General features: G+C 63.1%; 15 protein-coding genes. 5 read left to right on the forward strand and 10 right to left on the reverse strand.

What is annotated here, in order from left to right; genetic code table 11:
* The coding region (locus PQR02_RS19170) for a hypothetical protein (RefSeq protein WP_408234181.1) at positions 1-205 on the reverse strand (205 nt) is incomplete at its 3' end.
* 19 nt (positions 206-224) lie between these two features.
* The gene (gene rpsT, locus PQR02_RS19175) at positions 225-503 is read right to left on the reverse strand and encodes a 30S ribosomal protein S20 (protein ID WP_367837942.1); all 279 of its coding nucleotides are present in this window, start codon (positions 501-503) and stop codon (positions 225-227) included.
* A gap of 537 nt (positions 504-1040) precedes the next feature.
* Here rpsT and murJ point away from each other — a divergent pair.
* Entirely contained in the window at positions 1041-2591 is a 1551-nt protein-coding gene (murJ, locus tag PQR02_RS19180) for a murein biosynthesis integral membrane protein MurJ (protein WP_408234185.1), read from the forward strand.
* Between the two features lie 5 nt (positions 2592-2596).
* On the forward strand, positions 2597-3439 hold the full coding sequence (locus tag PQR02_RS19185; RefSeq protein WP_408234423.1) for a SirB1 family protein: 843 nt from the start codon (positions 2597-2599) through the stop codon (positions 3437-3439).
* Between the two features lie 108 nt (positions 3440-3547).
* Here the strand turns inward: PQR02_RS19185 and PQR02_RS19190 are convergent, their stop codons facing one another.
* The 5 genes from PQR02_RS19190 to lpxK form a co-directional block, all read right to left on the reverse strand.
* Positions 3548-4306, reverse strand: a complete 759-nt coding sequence (locus tag PQR02_RS19190; RefSeq protein ID WP_408234188.1) for a 3-hydroxyacyl-CoA dehydrogenase — start codon at positions 4304-4306, stop codon at positions 3548-3550.
* Positions 4307-4577: 271 nt separating this feature from the next.
* Positions 4578-5243: an adenylate kinase gene (gene adk, locus PQR02_RS19195; protein ID WP_408234191.1), complete on the reverse strand. Its 666-nt coding sequence runs from the start codon at positions 5241-5243 to the stop codon at positions 4578-4580.
* A 222-nt stretch (positions 5244-5465) separates the two neighbouring features.
* Positions 5466-6275, reverse strand: coding sequence for a 3-deoxy-manno-octulosonate cytidylyltransferase (gene kdsB / locus PQR02_RS19200; RefSeq protein WP_408234194.1), 810 nt, complete (start codon positions 6273-6275; stop codon positions 5466-5468).
* A gap of 138 nt (positions 6276-6413) precedes the next feature.
* Positions 6414-6617: a Trm112 family protein gene (locus PQR02_RS19205; protein ID WP_007180583.1), complete on the reverse strand. Its 204-nt coding sequence runs from the start codon at positions 6615-6617 to the stop codon at positions 6414-6416.
* Positions 6598-7614, reverse strand: a complete 1017-nt coding sequence (gene lpxK, locus PQR02_RS19210) for a tetraacyldisaccharide 4'-kinase (RefSeq protein WP_408234197.1) — start codon at positions 7612-7614, stop codon at positions 6598-6600. The genes PQR02_RS19205 and lpxK overlap by 20 nt, the downstream gene beginning before the upstream one ends.
* A gap of 643 nt (positions 7615-8257) precedes the next feature.
* On the opposite strand from lpxK, the gene xseA reads away from it, so the two are divergent.
* From xseA to PQR02_RS19225, 3 genes are all read left to right on the forward strand, one after another.
* Positions 8258-9637 carry an exodeoxyribonuclease VII large subunit gene (xseA, locus tag PQR02_RS19215; RefSeq protein WP_408234200.1) on the forward strand — a complete coding sequence of 460 codons (1380 nt, stop codon included), beginning with the start codon at positions 8258-8260 and terminating at the stop codon, positions 9635-9637.
* A gap of 219 nt (positions 9638-9856) precedes the next feature.
* Entirely contained in the window at positions 9857-10435 is a 579-nt protein-coding gene (sodB, locus tag PQR02_RS19220; protein WP_149671869.1) for a superoxide dismutase [Fe], read from the forward strand.
* Positions 10436-11383: 948 nt separating this feature from the next.
* Positions 11384-11953 carry a glycine zipper family protein gene (locus tag PQR02_RS19225; protein ID WP_408234204.1) on the forward strand — a complete coding sequence of 190 codons (570 nt, stop codon included), beginning with the start codon at positions 11384-11386 and terminating at the stop codon, positions 11951-11953.
* A gap of 465 nt (positions 11954-12418) precedes the next feature.
* Here the strand turns inward: PQR02_RS19225 and PQR02_RS19230 are convergent, their stop codons facing one another.
* The 3 genes from PQR02_RS19230 to clpP form a co-directional block, all read right to left on the reverse strand.
* Positions 12419-13876 carry an NYN domain-containing protein gene (locus PQR02_RS19230; protein ID WP_408234207.1) on the reverse strand — a complete coding sequence of 486 codons (1458 nt, stop codon included), beginning with the start codon at positions 13874-13876 and terminating at the stop codon, positions 12419-12421.
* Positions 13877-13946: 70 nt separating this feature from the next.
* The gene (locus PQR02_RS19235; protein ID WP_408234210.1) at positions 13947-14090 is read right to left on the reverse strand and encodes a hypothetical protein; all 144 of its coding nucleotides are present in this window, start codon (positions 14088-14090) and stop codon (positions 13947-13949) included.
* Positions 14091-14146: 56 nt separating this feature from the next.
* Complete coding sequence (clpP, locus tag PQR02_RS19240) at positions 14147-14794, reverse strand: ATP-dependent Clp endopeptidase proteolytic subunit ClpP (protein ID WP_408234213.1); 648 nt, start codon at positions 14792-14794, stop codon at positions 14147-14149.
* Positions 14795-14833: the final 39 nt, after the last annotated feature.

Consider the following 14833-nt stretch of genomic DNA (forward strand, 5'->3'; position numbering starts at 1 on the left):
CGCAGGCTGGCCGGATCCGCAAAAGCAAAAACCCGCAAGCAGCGGGTTTTTTTATGCGTGAAGCGAAGGCATCAGTGGGGCGGCCGGCGCGCAACGCAACGGCCAGGCGCAGCACTTCACGCGGTCCGGTGTCTGCGTCCGGTGCAAAGCAAAAAAGCCCGCCGAGGCGGGCCTTTCCGTGCAGCGGAAACAGGAGGTAGCCCACCGAAGCGGGCTGACCGGAATTACTGCGCTGCGGACGCCTGCAGACCCTTGATGGCTGCGGCGAGACGGCTCTTATGGCGAGCAGCCTTGTTCTTGTGAACGATCTTCTTGTCGGCGATGATGTCGATGGTCTTCGACGACGCCAAGAAGATTTCAGCGGCCTTGGCCTTGTCGCCGGCGTCGATCGCCTTGCGGACAGCCTTGATAGCCGTGCGGAACTTCGAGCGCAATGCCGAGTTGTGCGAGTTTGCCTTGGCGGCCTGGCGGGCGCGCTTGCGTGCTTGTGCGGAGTTAGCCATGACGGTTCCTTATCCTGTTCCTGTTTCCAGTACCTGACCTTCAAGTGGTGAGGTGCTGCTTTTAATCCGAACTCTTGGAAGCGATTGCCCAAGAGCGCAAAAAGTGTCGAAAAATTCGATCGAACTACGCGAAGGCGTGCCTGTGTTTTCAGCTATTCGAGGACGTGGCGAGCCGGCGTTGTGCCAACCTTGGCTAGGTCCTTGAGCGCGTCCGAAAACTGAGCGAGCTTCGAAACCGGCGATTATAGCAACAAAATCAGTCACGTGGCAACGGGAATGCGTGGCCGGACTGGACCGGCCCGTGCGTCGAGGCCGGGGGGCGGTCGACAGCTGCTCGAAGTACAACGTCGCGCGAGTGTGTCTACGCGCTGCCGGAACTCGTGTTTGCGGCAGCGTCTCATGGCAGGCGCCGCGAGCCGGCAAGCCGCAAAAAGTGCGTCGATTTGCCTGCCGGATCGAACGTCTGCGCAGCAAATCGGTCCGATTCGCGTTCCGGCTCGTCGTCCGCACCTGCGGCACCCGTATAATAAGCGCCCCATGAATCTAATCCGAGCCCTGCTGACGGTCAGCGGCTTCACGCTGCTGTCGCGCGTGACCGGACTGGCCCGCGAAACGCTGATCGCTCGCGCGTTCGGCGCCAGTCAATACACTGACGCGTTTTACGTCGCCTTCCGTATCCCGAACCTGCTGCGCCGCATCTCCGCCGAAGGCGCGTTCTCGCAGGCCTTCGTGCCGATCCTCGCCGAGTTCAAGAACCAGCAAGGCCACGACGCCACCAAGGCGCTGGTCGACGCGACCTCGACCGTGCTCGCGTGGGCGCTGGCGGTCCTCTCGCTGATCGGCGTGGTGGGCGCGTCGGGCGTGGTATTCGTGGTCGCATCGGGTCTCGCCCATGAAGGCCACGCCTACGCGCTCGCGGTCACGATGACGCGCATCATGTTCCCGTACATCATTTTCATCTCGCTGACGTCGCTGGCGTCGAGCGTGCTGAATACGTACAAGAACTTCTCGCTGCCCGCGTTCGCGCCGGTGCTGCTGAACGTGGCGTTCATCGTCGCCGCGGTGTTCGTCGCGCCGCGTCTGCAAACGCCGGTCTATGCGCTGGCGTGGGCGGTGATCGCCGGCGGCCTCCTGCAGTTCATCGTCCAGCTGCCGGGTCTGAAGAAGATCGACATGGTGCCGCGCATCGGCCTGAATCCGATGCGCGCGCTCGCGCATCGCGGCGTGAAGCGGGTGCTGTCGAAGATGGTGCCGGCGATGTTCGCCGTGTCGGTCGCGCAAATCAGCCTGATCATCAACACGAATATCGCGTCGCGTATCGGCCCGGGCGCGGTGTCGTGGATCAACTACGCCGACCGGCTGATGGAGTTTCCCACCGCGCTGCTCGGCGTCGCGCTGGGCACGATCCTGCTGCCGAGCCTCTCGAAGGCTCACGTCGACGCCGATGCGGAAGAGTATTCGTCGCTGCTCGACTGGGGCTTGCGCGTCACGTTCCTGCTGGCCGCGCCGAGCGCGATCGCGCTGTTCTTCTTCGCGCAGCCGCTGACCGCGGTGCTGTTCAACTACGGCAAATTCGACGGCAACTCTGTCGTGATGGTCAGCCGCGCGCTGGCGGCGTACGGCGTCGGTCTGGTCGGCCTGATTCTGATCAAGATCCTCGCACCTGGCTTCTACGCGAAGCAGGACATCAAGACGCCGGTGAAGATCGGCATTGGGGTGCTGATCGTCACGCAGTTGAGCAACTACGTGTTCGTGCCGGTTTTCGCGCATGCGGGCCTGACGCTGAGCGTCGGGCTCGGCGCTTGCGTCAACGCGTTGCTGCTGTTTTTCGGCTTGCGCAAGCGCGGCATCTACACGCCGTCGAGCGGCTGGCTCAAATTCTTCGCGCAATTATTCGGCGCCTGCCTCGTACTGGCGGGCGTGATGCGTTGGCTTGCGATCAGCTTCGACTGGATCGCCATGCACGAGCGGCCGGTTGAGCGGATGGTGTTGCTGGGCGCGTGCCTCGTGCTGTTCGCCGCGCTATATTTCGGTATGCTGTGGCTGATGGGCTTCAAGTACGCGTATTTCAAAAGGCGAGTGAAGTGATCACGATGACGCGAGTTCTCGACTATTTCAGTACGCTCGTGGCCGAAGACGATAGCCTGCCGTTGACCGAGACGGCGCTCTCGCTCGCGCAGGACGCTTATCCCGATCTCGACCTGCAAGCCGCGCTGGCCGAGATCGACGAGCTGGTGGTGCGTCTGCAGCGCCGCATGCCGGACGACGCCGACATCAGGCAGAAGGTCGGCATGCTGAACCGGTTCTTCTTCCGAGAGCTGGGTTTCGCCAGCAACCTCAACGATTATTACGACCCCGACAACAGTCATCTGAACGCGGTGCTCAAACGCCGCCGCGGCATTCCTATTTCGCTCGCGGTGCTGTATCTGGAGATGGCCGAGCAGATCGGCATTCCGGTGCGCGGCGTGTCGTTCCCCGGGCACTTCCTGCTGCGCGTGACGACGCCCGACGGCGAAGTGATGCTCGATCCGACCACCGGCCAGTCGCTGACCGAGGCGCAGATGGTGGAGATGCTGGAGCCGTATGTGGCGTCGGCGGGCGAGTCGGTGAGCCAGGCGCTGCGCATGCTGCTGCAACCGGCCACGCGGCGCGAGATCATCGCGCGGATGCTGCGCAATCTGAAGTCGATTTATCTGCAGACGGAGCGTTGGCAGCGCTTGCTGGCGGTGCAGCAGCGGCTCGTCATTCTGCTGCCGGAAAATATCGAAGAGGTGCGCGATCGCGGCTTTGCGTACGCGCGGCTCGATTACCTGCGGCCGGCGCTCGAAGACCTCGAAAGTTATCTCGGCGACCGGCCGGATGCCGAGGACGCGACGGTGGTGGAGTCGCAGTTGCACGAATTGCGCCAACGCACTCAGCACGACGATCACGACTAGCTAAATTGCGCTGCGCACCCCGCTAAACGGAAACGCCAGCACATGATTCATGTGCTGGCGTTTTTCTCGGGCGCGCCGTAATCAGGCAACGCGCGGGAGCGGGCCTCGTTACTTCGGCTGCATGCGGATCGCGCCGTCCAGACGAATCACTTCGCCGTTGAGCATCGGATTGTCGAGAATCTGCTTGGCCAGCATCGCGTATTCGGCCGGTTTGCCGAGCCGCGGCGGGAACGGCACCATTGCGCCCAACGCGTCCTGCACTTCCTGCGGCATACCGAGAAGCATCGGTGTTTCGAAGATGCCCGGCGCGATCGTCATCACGCGGATCGCGTTGCGTGACAGGTCGCGCGCGATCGGCAGCGTCATGCCGACCACGCCGCCCTTCGATGCCGCATAGGCCGCCTGACCGATCTGGCCGTCATAGGCGGCGACCGATGCCGTGTTGATGATTACGCCGCGCTCGCCGAGCGCATTCGGCTCGTTCTTTGACATTGCCACGGCGGCGAGCCGGATCATGTTGAACGTGCCGATCAGATTGATCGCGATGGTCCGCGCGAAGGAGTCGAGCGGATGCGGGCCGTCCTTGCCGACGGTTTTTACGGCCGGTGCGACACCCGCGCAATTGACGAGGCCGCGCAGCGTGCCGAGCCTCGTCGCGGCTTCGACGGCCTGGGTGGCGTCCTCTTCGCGGCTCACGTCGCATTTGACGAACACGCCGCCGAGTTCCTTCGCGAGCGCCTCGCCGGCAGCCTGATCCAGATCGGCGAGCACGACCTTGCCGCCGTTTTCGACGAGAAGGCGCGCGGTGGCGGCGCCCAGTCCCGATGCACCCCCGGTGATCAGGAACGCATTGTCACGAATCTCCATGTCTGCTCCTTTGCTACGGTTGTTCAGTGATGTCTCGATCGAATATCTTTTCGATGGGCGATTGTAGCGGCTATGTTGCAACGCGGAAAGCGACGGTGGTTGAGGGCGCGATCTGCGTGTCGTGTGGTGGATGGTAGTCAACCGATACGGATATCTAACTAATTAATGTCGAGGCGCGCGGCAGACTGTCGATATCATGCATCGCGCACTGCAAGAAAAAACCCGCCGGCACGGGCGGGTTTTGGTACGACAGAAGCAGTCGGCAGCGAGCTTACTTCAACGCGTCGAACGCGCGCGCGCGAATTTCATCGACGCTGCCGAGGCCCGAAATGCGGCGGTACTGCGGCGCCTTCAGCGTGGTCGACGAATCGCCCTTCGTGGCCCAGTTGTTGTAGTACTCGATCAGCGGCTTGGTTTGCGCCTCATACACTTCCAGACGCTTGCGGACGGTTTCTTCCTTGTCGTCATCGCGCTGGATCAGCGGCTCGCCGGTCACGTCGTCCAGACCTTCGACCTTGGGCGGATTGAACCTGACGTGATACGTGCGGCCCGAAGCGGCGTGCGAGCGGCGGCCGCTCATACGCACGATGATCTCGTCGAACGGCACGTCGATTTCCAGCACGTAGTCGATCGCGACGCCAGCCTGCTTCATCGCCTCCGCCTGCGGAATGGTGCGGGGAAAACCGTCGAACAGATAGCCGTTCGCGCAGTCCGGCTGCTGCAGACGTTCCTTCACCAGGTTGATGATCAGTTCGTCCGTGACCAGCTCGCCCGCGTCCATGAAGCGCTTGGCTTCGAGACCGAGCGGCGTGCCGGCCTTGACGGCCGCGCGCAGCATGTCACCCGTGGAAATTTGCGGAATGCCGAACTTTTCCTTGATGAAGTTTGCCTGAGTGCCCTTACCCGCGCCCGGCGCACCCAAAAGGATCAAACGCATGTGATATCTCCAGATCTATGTGAATTCTTTGTTGACGCAGCAACCTCCCACGATTCGCCGAGGGACCCGCATCGGTTGCCGTTGCGGTGCTCGCGCTGCTCGTCGGCATCAATGTGACTACGACGGCGCTGCAAGACTGCGACCGTGCGATCGGGCAAACCCCAAGTTCGTTTGTTACGGGAGGCGCGCTGAACCGTCCGATTATGCCATGGGATTTTGTGCTCAAGACCCGAATAACGCCCGTACGCGCACGAGATCGGCGGGCGTGTCGACGCCGGGCAGCGGTACGTCGTGCGTGACGAGTACCGCGATGCGCTCGCCATGCCACATCGCGCGCAGCTGTTCGAGCGCTTCGGCCTGTTCGATCGGCGAGATCGACAGACTGGGGTAAGTGCGCAGGAATTGCGCGCGATACGCGTACAGCCCGATATGCCGGTGGACCACGGCAGGCGCGGGCGGCGCGGGCATCGACGCGACTTCGGGCCAGTGCGGCAGATAGGCGTCGCGAGCCCACGGAATCGGCGCGCGCGAGAAATACATCGCCATGCCGCGGGCGTCGAGCACGACCTTGACGACGTTCGGATTGAAAATCTCGGCCGGATCGGTGATCGGGTGCGCGGCCGTCGCGATCGCGCAGCCGTGGCTCGCCGCGAGGTGCGACGCCACGCCGCACACCAGCGCCGGATCGATCAGAGGCTCGTCGCCTTGCACGTTGACGACGATCGTGTCGTCGCTCCAGCCGAACTGGGTCGCCACTTCCGCCAGACGGTCCGTGCCCGACGGATGATCGCCGCGCGTCAACACGGCTTCGAAGCCGTGCTCGCGCGCCACATCCAACACCGCTTGCGCGTCCGATGCGACCAGCACCTGCTGCGCGCCCGATTCACGCGCGCGCTCGGCGACCCGCACGACCATCGGTTTGCCGCCGATGTCCGCGAGCGGCTTGTTGGGCAGACGTGTCGAAGCGAGCCGGGCGGGCACGACGGCGACGAACGGAGCCGCGGGAGCAGGGGTGAGATTGGCGTGGGTCATCGAAAAAACGGGCGGCGGTACGAGCGGAGGGGGCGCTCAGCATGCAGCGAGCGCGGCGCAAACGGAAACAACAGCGATGGATGCAAACCAGCGGCGCGGGCCGTGGCGGATGACGCCCGCCCGCGCGTCAAAGCCGACTCAGGCGACCGAGCCCGGATTCAGATCGACCGGCGTGCCTTCCACGGTCTGCCGCGCCTCGTCGACCAGCATCACGGGGATGCCGTCGCGGATCGGATAGGCGAGCTTGTCCGCATTGCAGATCAGCTCCTGCGCGGCACGGTCGTAGCTGAGCGGGCCCTTGCAGATCGGGCAGACGAGAATTTCAAGCAGGCGAGCGTCCACGGACTTTCTCCACAACTAATGCAATGAGGCGATGATCGAGCGCGGCTTCGACCGGGACAACCCAGATGCGCGCGTCGCGCCAAGACCCTAATTTTACCGCATCCTTTTCCGTTATCAGGATCGCATCCGCTTCGGCGTCGGCGAAAGGATTGCGCTCGAATGCATAGTGATCGGGCAGCGCGCGCGTGGCAGGCGTGAGGCCGGCGGCGCGCAGCGTCGCGAAAAAGCGCTCCGGCGCGCCGATGCCGGCCGCGGCCAGCACGCGTTCGCCGCCGAATTGCGCGAGCGGACGGCGCAGAGCGGGGTTGTCGAGATGCCACGCGTCGGCGGGGGCGAGTTGCAGCGCGAACGTGTTCGGCCACGCAGGCAGGGTGCGCGCGTAGGGATCGTTGATCAGCGTCGCGTCGCGGCGGCGCGATAGCGGCTCGCGCAGCGGACCGGCCGGCAGCAGAAAGCCGTTGCCGCCGAGCCGGTGGTCGAACACGACCAGTTCGGCGTCGCGCGCGAGGCGGTAATGCTGCAAGCCGTCGTCGCTGACGATCACGTCGACTTCGCGATGCGCGGCGCACAGCGCCTGCGCAGCGGCCACGCGGTCCGGGCAAACCCACACCGGCGCGCCGGTACGGCGCGCGATCAGCAAGGGTTCGTCGCCGCCGACCCGCGCCGCCGACGCGGGCGTAACCGGCGTCGGCGTCCTCACGCGCGCGCCGTAGCCGCGCGACACCACGCCGGGCGTGAAGCCGGCGGCGCGCAGCGCTTCGACCAGCGCGATCACGGTTGGCGTCTTGCCGGTCCCGCCGACGGTCACGTTGCCGACCACCACCACCGGCACGCCGACTCTCACGGACTTCAACCAGCCTAGCGAGAACGCGGCGCGGCGCGCGGCGGCAATTGCACCGAACACGCAGGCCAAAGGCGTGAGCGACCACGCGAACGGGCCGCGTTGTTGCCACTCCCGCGCGAGGCGGGCTTGGAGACGGTCGTTGAGCGCGTTCATGGGCAAACCGCCCGGATGAGCGGCACGCCGTTTGCAGGAAACGGGCGGCGCGGCGGCGTGGAGGCGCTATGCGCCATACGCGGGGTCAGCATCAACGCGGTCCTCCGGACAATAGTGAGGCGAAAAATCGGGCAGCGCGGCGTTTCGCGCGCTCGTGAAAAATGCGGCGCGCGGCGTGCAACGCCGCGCGTGCGAAGTGGCCATGCACTCGCCGCGCAGATGTCGTGCCATTGCCGCGCCGTTGCCGCTACAGCGCGCCCGGCAGCCGCGCGACATGCCGTCGAACCCGCCACTCTAGCGCGCGGGCGGGCCGCCCGGCAAGTCGCGCGGCGCATGCAAACCGACGAGCCGTGACTTGCGACGCTCCTCATGCCCTGTGGATAACTTTGTGGAGAACCTTCTGTTTAATCGGCTGTGAGGGCCGTGGCGAGCCTTCTGCATCGGTAATCGTTCTCATTGGTGAGACATAAACACCATTTAAATCAATGACATGACGGCCATTTATGGGATGTGGCGGGCGCTCTGGCGGAATTCGTCTGGCCCGTCCCGCCATGTGGACACTTTTAATAATCCAGCGACTACGCTAGACGCCGGTGGCCGCTCGGTCTATCGTCTGTCCGGCCAGTCACCGATACTCCCTCGCATGAATCCCGAAAGTCCCTTTTCCTCGTTGGCGGCGCCCGGCGGTGAAGTCGTCGTTCCCGTTTCCGCGCTCAATCGCGCGATCGGCACGATGCTCGAACGCTCGTTTCCACTCGTCTGGGTGGCCGGTGAAGTGTCGAACTTCACGCGCGCGGCGAGCGGCCACTGGTATTTCTCGATCAAGGACGCGCAGGCGCAGATGCGTTGCGTGATGTTCCGCGGCCGTGCGCAGTACGCGGAGTTCACGCCGCGCGAAGGCGACCGCATCGAAGTGCGCGCGCTCGTCACGATGTACGAGCCGCGCGGTGAGTTGCAACTGAACGTGGAAGCGGTGCGCCGCACCGGTCAGGGACGCTTGTACGAAGCGTTTCTCAGGCTGAAAGCGCAGCTCGAAGCCGAGGGTCTTTTCGCCGCCGAGCGCAAGCGCGCGCTGCCGGTTCATCCGCGTGCGATCGGCATCGTGACGTCGTTGCAGGCCGCGGCGCTGCGGGACGTGCTGACCACGCTGTCGCGCCGCGCGCCGCACATTCCGGTGATCGTGTATCCCGCGCCGGTACAGGGGGTGGGCGTCAGCAGCAAGCTCGCGGCGATGGTCGAGGCGGCCAGCGCGCGGCGCGAAGTCGACGTGCTGATCGTGTGCCGCGGCGGCGGTTCGATCGAAGATCTGTGGGCCTTCAACGACGAAGTGCTGGCCCGCGCGATTGCGGAAAGCGCGATCCCGGTGGTGAGCGGCGTCGGTCACGAAACCGATTTCACGATCGCCGATTTCGCCGCGGACGTGCGTGCGCCAACGCCGACCGGCGCCGCCGAACTAGTCAGCCCGCAGCGCGTGCTGCTATTGCGCGAACTCGACCACCGTCACGCGACGCTCGCACGCGGCTTCGGCAGGATGATGGAGCGGCGCGCGCAGCAACTCGACTGGCTCGCGCGCCGGCTCGTGTCGCCGGCCGAGCGTCTGACGCGGCAACGCACGCATCTGCAGCAATTGAGCGTGCGGCTCGCGTCGGCGGGCGCGCGTCCCGTGCGTGACGCGCGCGCGCGCTTTTCGTTGTTGCAGATGCGCTGGCAGCGCTGGCGTCCGGATCTCGCGGCCCATCAAACGAGGCTCGGCAATCTCGCGCAGCGTCTGGACGCTGCGCTGTTGCGCCAGCATGAACGTCAGGTCGCGCGCATCGATACGCTCGCCGCTCGGCTCGAAGTGCTGAGTCCGCAACGCACCCTGGAGCGGGGCTATGCGGCCATGATCGATGCACGCAGCGGCCGTGCGGTGCGCGCGCCGTCGTCGTTGAAGCCGGGGCGGCGCCTGACGGTGCACCTCGCCGAAGGGTCGGCCGACATCGCACTGGCCGATGTGCGGGAGCGTCTCGCCGACGGTTTCTGACACTTCGCCGACGGCCGCGCGCGCAGTAATTTTGACTGCCTGATGAGCCGGACACGCGTGATGCGAATGCACTAATTACGCTTTGTGCGCGGCCTCTTTGCCGATGCCGGGCATAAAGTCCGTTGGTTTGCGGGGTTATTCCAACTCGCCTACAATCGAGTGCTCTAAAGCGTTATCCGCAGACTCCCCCACAACAGATACAGACAGAAGGAAAGCACCATGGAACATACGCTCCCGCCGCTGCCGTTCGCGAAAAACGCACTCGCTCCGCACATGTCGGAAGAGACGCTCGAGTTTCACTACGGCAAGCATCACCAGACTTATGTGACCAACCTGAACAATCTGATCAAGGGCACGGAGTTCGAGAACCTGTCGCTGGAAGAGATCGTCAAGAAGTCGTCGGGCGGTGTGTTCAACAACTCGGCTCAAGTGTGGAACCACACGTTCTTCTGGAACAGCCTGTCGCCGCAAGGTGGCGGCGCGCCGACCGGCGCGCTGGCTGATGCGATCAACGCCAAGTGGGGTTCGTTCGACAAGTTCAAGGAAGAATTTGCAAAGACCGCGGTCGGCACGTTCGGCTCGGGTTGGGCATGGCTGGTGAAGAAGGCCGATGGTTCGCTCGACCTGGTGTCGACGAGCAACGCGGCCACGCCGCTGACCACGGATGCAAAAGCACTGTTGACGATCGACGTGTGGGAACACGCGTACTACATCGACTACCGCAATGCGCGTCCGAAGTTCGTCGAAGCGTACTGGAATATCGTCAACTGGGAATTCGCTGCGAAGAATTTCGCGTAAGACTGCTGGTTGCCGCGTGATGGAGTAGTTGACATAGCCTAATGAGTTGAGTTGGGGAATTTCGACCATCCGCCGTCATGGCGTTCGGCAATGTCAGTAAAAAAATGAAAGCCCTCGTACGCGAGGGCTTTTTCTTTTTTGGGGCTTGGATAACGAGCGGATTCGGGATCTTTGCACCCGCTGCTTGACGCAGTGACGAATGCGTCTTCTTTTTGAAGATAGCAAGCCATTGGAGACGCAAAGTTGTCACAGTTGGTAACTGCGCCACAGTGACTGAACCTGCGTCACGTGGCGCATTTTCCGCTTGCGCAGATCTTGCATGTGTGCGGATCAAGGTTGCGCCGATGCACCGCTGTCAGAATTGGCCGGCATCTGGCGCTGCCGACGGCCACGGCCGCCCCCCGTGGGCGCTGCCGAACTGGCGGGTGCCGCCGGTGGAGGATGGTTCATGTATTGAAAATTTTGCGCGATGGCGGTACTTGGAAATGTCGTCGCCGGTTGCTGGATCGCGTCGCTCGGCAGGGTCGAATTCGACTGCGCGAAAACGGGCGGGCCACAGACGGCGCAGGCTACGCTCACGGCGCATACGAGCCGGTTCATTGAGTCCTCCTTCATTTCGTCATGGACATGAGTCAAGCTCGGCACTGGCATTCAGCCAATGCGCGCATAGACGCGCAGCCGTGCATTGCCTTTACCACGCCGTGGGTGAGCGGCTTGCGCGATAATGTGCGAAGCCAGTTTAGACGGGCCGCCGTGGAATTTGATTGCCGCCGCACTTACAAGCGTTACCTGCTATGACGCCCGCAATCGCCGCGCCGAACCAACCACGCTCGCGACCACCAGACCAACACGCGTGACAAGGCGAAAAACTTTCTGTAACGATCCGGTAACCATAGTTCGCACCAATTGATCTAACGTTTGAATTCCAATGTTCTGAAGCGCACCAGCATGATCTCCAGCACTAAATCGATATGTATTGCAATACCGGCTGCCGTTGTTGCGCTCGCGCTCGGCGGCTGCGCAGTCGCACCGCCAAGCGCCCCGAGCGTGGTCGCGCTGCCGCGCAGCGGCGAAACGCTCGACCAGTTCCAGCAGAACGACTATGCGTGCCGTGACTACGCATACCGCTCCACTAACTCGTCCGGGGCTGCGCAGGCGGCCACCACGAATAGCGTAAACAGCGCGGCGTTGGGCACGCTCGGCGGCGCGGCGATAGGCGCGCTACTCGGCGCAGCGGGCGGCAATGCCGGCGCGGGTGCGGCGATTGGAGCGGGCAGCGGGCTGCTGATCGGCGGCGCGAATGGCGCGAACGGTGCCCAGTATTCCGCAGCCGGCTTGCAGGCACACTATGACGCCGCCTACGCCCAGTGCATGACCTCGAAGGGGGAAATGATCGCGCAACCGCGTGGTTACTACGCCGCGCCGCAACCGGTTTACGTTGCGCCACAGCCTTATTACGCGCCGCCGCCGGGATATGCGGCACCGCCGCCGGTTATGTATGCGCCTTATCCGTATTGATCGTTGATGTATTGATGACCTTGATCCTGGGGGCGGTTCGTTTGGAGATTCGTATCCGCCGCTTAAGGATGCGGAAGCGATGGCCGTACAGTCGCCCGGCAACGCCTATGTGAGCGGGATGAATGGCGCGGCGGTATTTGGGCTGCGGCGAGAGCATCGTGATGGCCGGCGCACGTTGCGTTCAGTAAAGCTGGAGTGAGTGGTAGGCGTGGGAATCAGTTAGCGTCGCGTGAGAGGTGCTTTCGGGATTGGTCGCGCTCGGCAATAGCTTTCGAGTTCCGTGGCTCTGATGACGTGTAGTCGATACTTCAGCGGGATCGGGTACACAGTGAAGCGGCGAAAAAAGGCCCCTGCTCGTGTTGAGCAGGGGCTTTCTGTTTAACGCTCAGGGTTTCCGGGACACTTGCATCGCCATGGTCGGCGCTGTACACCACCATTCACGACGAAGCACGTCACGTGAGCCGCTCATTCCGCGTCGTTTGTCGTCGCGGTCTTGCGCGGACGACGGCTGCGCGGCGCGGCTTTACGCGCTGGCTTTCTGGCTGCCGCAGGTGCTTCTTCCGCGCTCGCCGCCGACGCTGGTGTTTCAGCTGGCGCGGCGATCTCCGGTAGGTCGTCGATCGTTCGAGGCGTGCTCTTCTTCGCTTTCTTGGCGGCCGCTTTACGCGGTGCGCGCGTCTTTCGGCGCTCGGCCTGTTCGTCTTCCGCTTTCTGAATGTCTTCGTGGACGGCAGCGACCGGTTCCGCGACCTGTTCAACGGCCGGTTCAATCATCGATTCGGCGCCAGCATGATCCGGTCCTGACCAAGTGGCTTCCGGCTGCTCGACAACCGGCTCGCCGGTTGACGGCGTCTGCGCGTCGTCCTCCCAAGATCGCACGTTGCCATCCTGCTCGACCGTAGTTCGCTCTTCCTGAACGGCCTCCTGCTGAGCGCGGCGTGCCTTGCGATTGCCACGGCCCCTGCGACGCGACTCGTGCTTGCCGCTCGGCTCGGCTACGACCGTTTCAGCACCCTGTGCTTCATAAAATTGTTCAGCCGATTCGGATTCGGCAGGCTCATTCACATTTTCTCCAGCCACGTTCGCTGCCGTGCCGCGGTACACATACGCACCGGACTTTTCGTCGCGGCCGAATTCGAGCAGCCCGCGCGCATGCGCCTCTTCCAGCAGGTTGCCGAAGGCGCGAAATCCATAGTACGTCTCGTTGAAATCCGGTTTCCGCCGCTTGATCGCGTTCTTCAGCACGGATGCCCAGATCTTGCCGCTGTCGCCGCGTTCGGATGCGAGCGCGTCGAACGTTTGCACGGCGATCTCGACCGCCTTGGTGCGGCGTTTCTCCAGATCCTCCTTGTGACGGGTCTTGTCTTCATCGGGCGCGCGCTTGGCAGCTTGCTGGGCGGTCTGTTGCGGGCGTGAGGACTCCCGTTTGGCGACCGTGCGCTGACTCTCGCGCACGAGGTCGTCGTAAAAGAAGAACTCGTCGCAGTTCGCGATCAGCAGGTCCGACGTGGATTGCTGCACGCCCACGCCGATCACCTGCTTGGCGTTTTCGCGCAGCTTCGACACCAGCGGTGAAAAGTCCGAATCGCCGCTGATGATGACGAACGTATTGACGTGCGATTTCGTATAGCAGAGGTCGAGCGCGTCGACCACGAGCCGGATGTCGGCGGAATTCTTGCCCGATTGGCGCACATGCGGAATTTCGATCAACTCGAAGTTGGCCTCGTGCATCGCGCCTTTGAAACTTTTGTAGCGATCCCAGTCGCAGTACGCTTTCTTCACGACAATGCTGCCTTTGAGCAGCAGGCGTTCGAGCACCAGCTTGATATCGAACTTGTCGTACTTCGCGTCGCGCACGCCGAGCGCGACATTTTCGAAGTCGCAGAATAGCGCCATGCTGACGGTTTCGTTGGATGACGCCATGTGAATCTCCATTGAAGCGATCGTCGGATTCGACGAATCGCGACCATGATAGCGATTCCAGCGAAGGTGATCACTTTTTGTGTTTCGCGCGCACCGACAGGGATGGCGAAAAGCCGCCGACGGCGTGAAGTATCACGATAGGCGCCAAGTTCCGTTTTGTTTGCGGGCGCAGGGTGCCGTGCCTGAAGGCGTTGAGCGGGATCGACTGGGTCATTGAGTTCGCTTTTAGGTTTCACGTGTTCCAGACGGAAGAGCTTTCGGTCAGCGCCGCTACCTGTCATAGCGGCGAACCACGTCGCCGAGCGCCGCGCGCGTTTCGAGCACTTCGTCGATCAATCCATATCCCTTTGCCTCCTGTGCCGACATGAAGTTGTCGCGATCGGTGTCGCGCACGATTTCCTCGATGGTGCGGCCGGTGCGCTCGGCCATCATTGCATTCAGACGTGCCCGCAGATACAGCACCTCCTTCGCCTGAATCTCGACGTCCGCCGCGGTGCCCTGGCTGCCGCCGGACGGCTGGTGAATCATGATGCGCGCGTTGGGCAATGCATACCGTTTGCCGCGCTGGCCCGCGCTGAGCAGAAACGTCCCCATGCTCGCGGCGAAGCCTGTGCACAACGTCGACACTTCCGGCTTGATGAACTGCATGGTGTCGTAAATCGCGAGGCCGTCGTACACCGAGCCGCCCGGCGAGTTGATATAAAAAGAAATATCCTTGTCGGGGTTCTCGGATTCGAGAAACAGCAACTGCGCGACGATCAGACTGGCTGACTGTTCGTTCACCGGCCCGATCAGAAACACGATGCGCTCGCGCAGCAGGCGGGAGTAAATGTCGTAAGCCCGTTCGCCCCGCCCGGATTGCTCGATCACAGTGGGCACGAGGCCGAGACCGGTGGTGGATGAATATTTGGAGTGCATGGATTTCTCGTCATTGACAGCGTGGCACCGAATGCCCGG

It is taken from the genome of Paraburkholderia sediminicola (genome assembly GCF_046026895.1).
In the GTDB taxonomy this organism is placed as follows: domain Bacteria; phylum Pseudomonadota; class Gammaproteobacteria; order Burkholderiales; family Burkholderiaceae; genus Paraburkholderia; species Paraburkholderia sediminicola_C.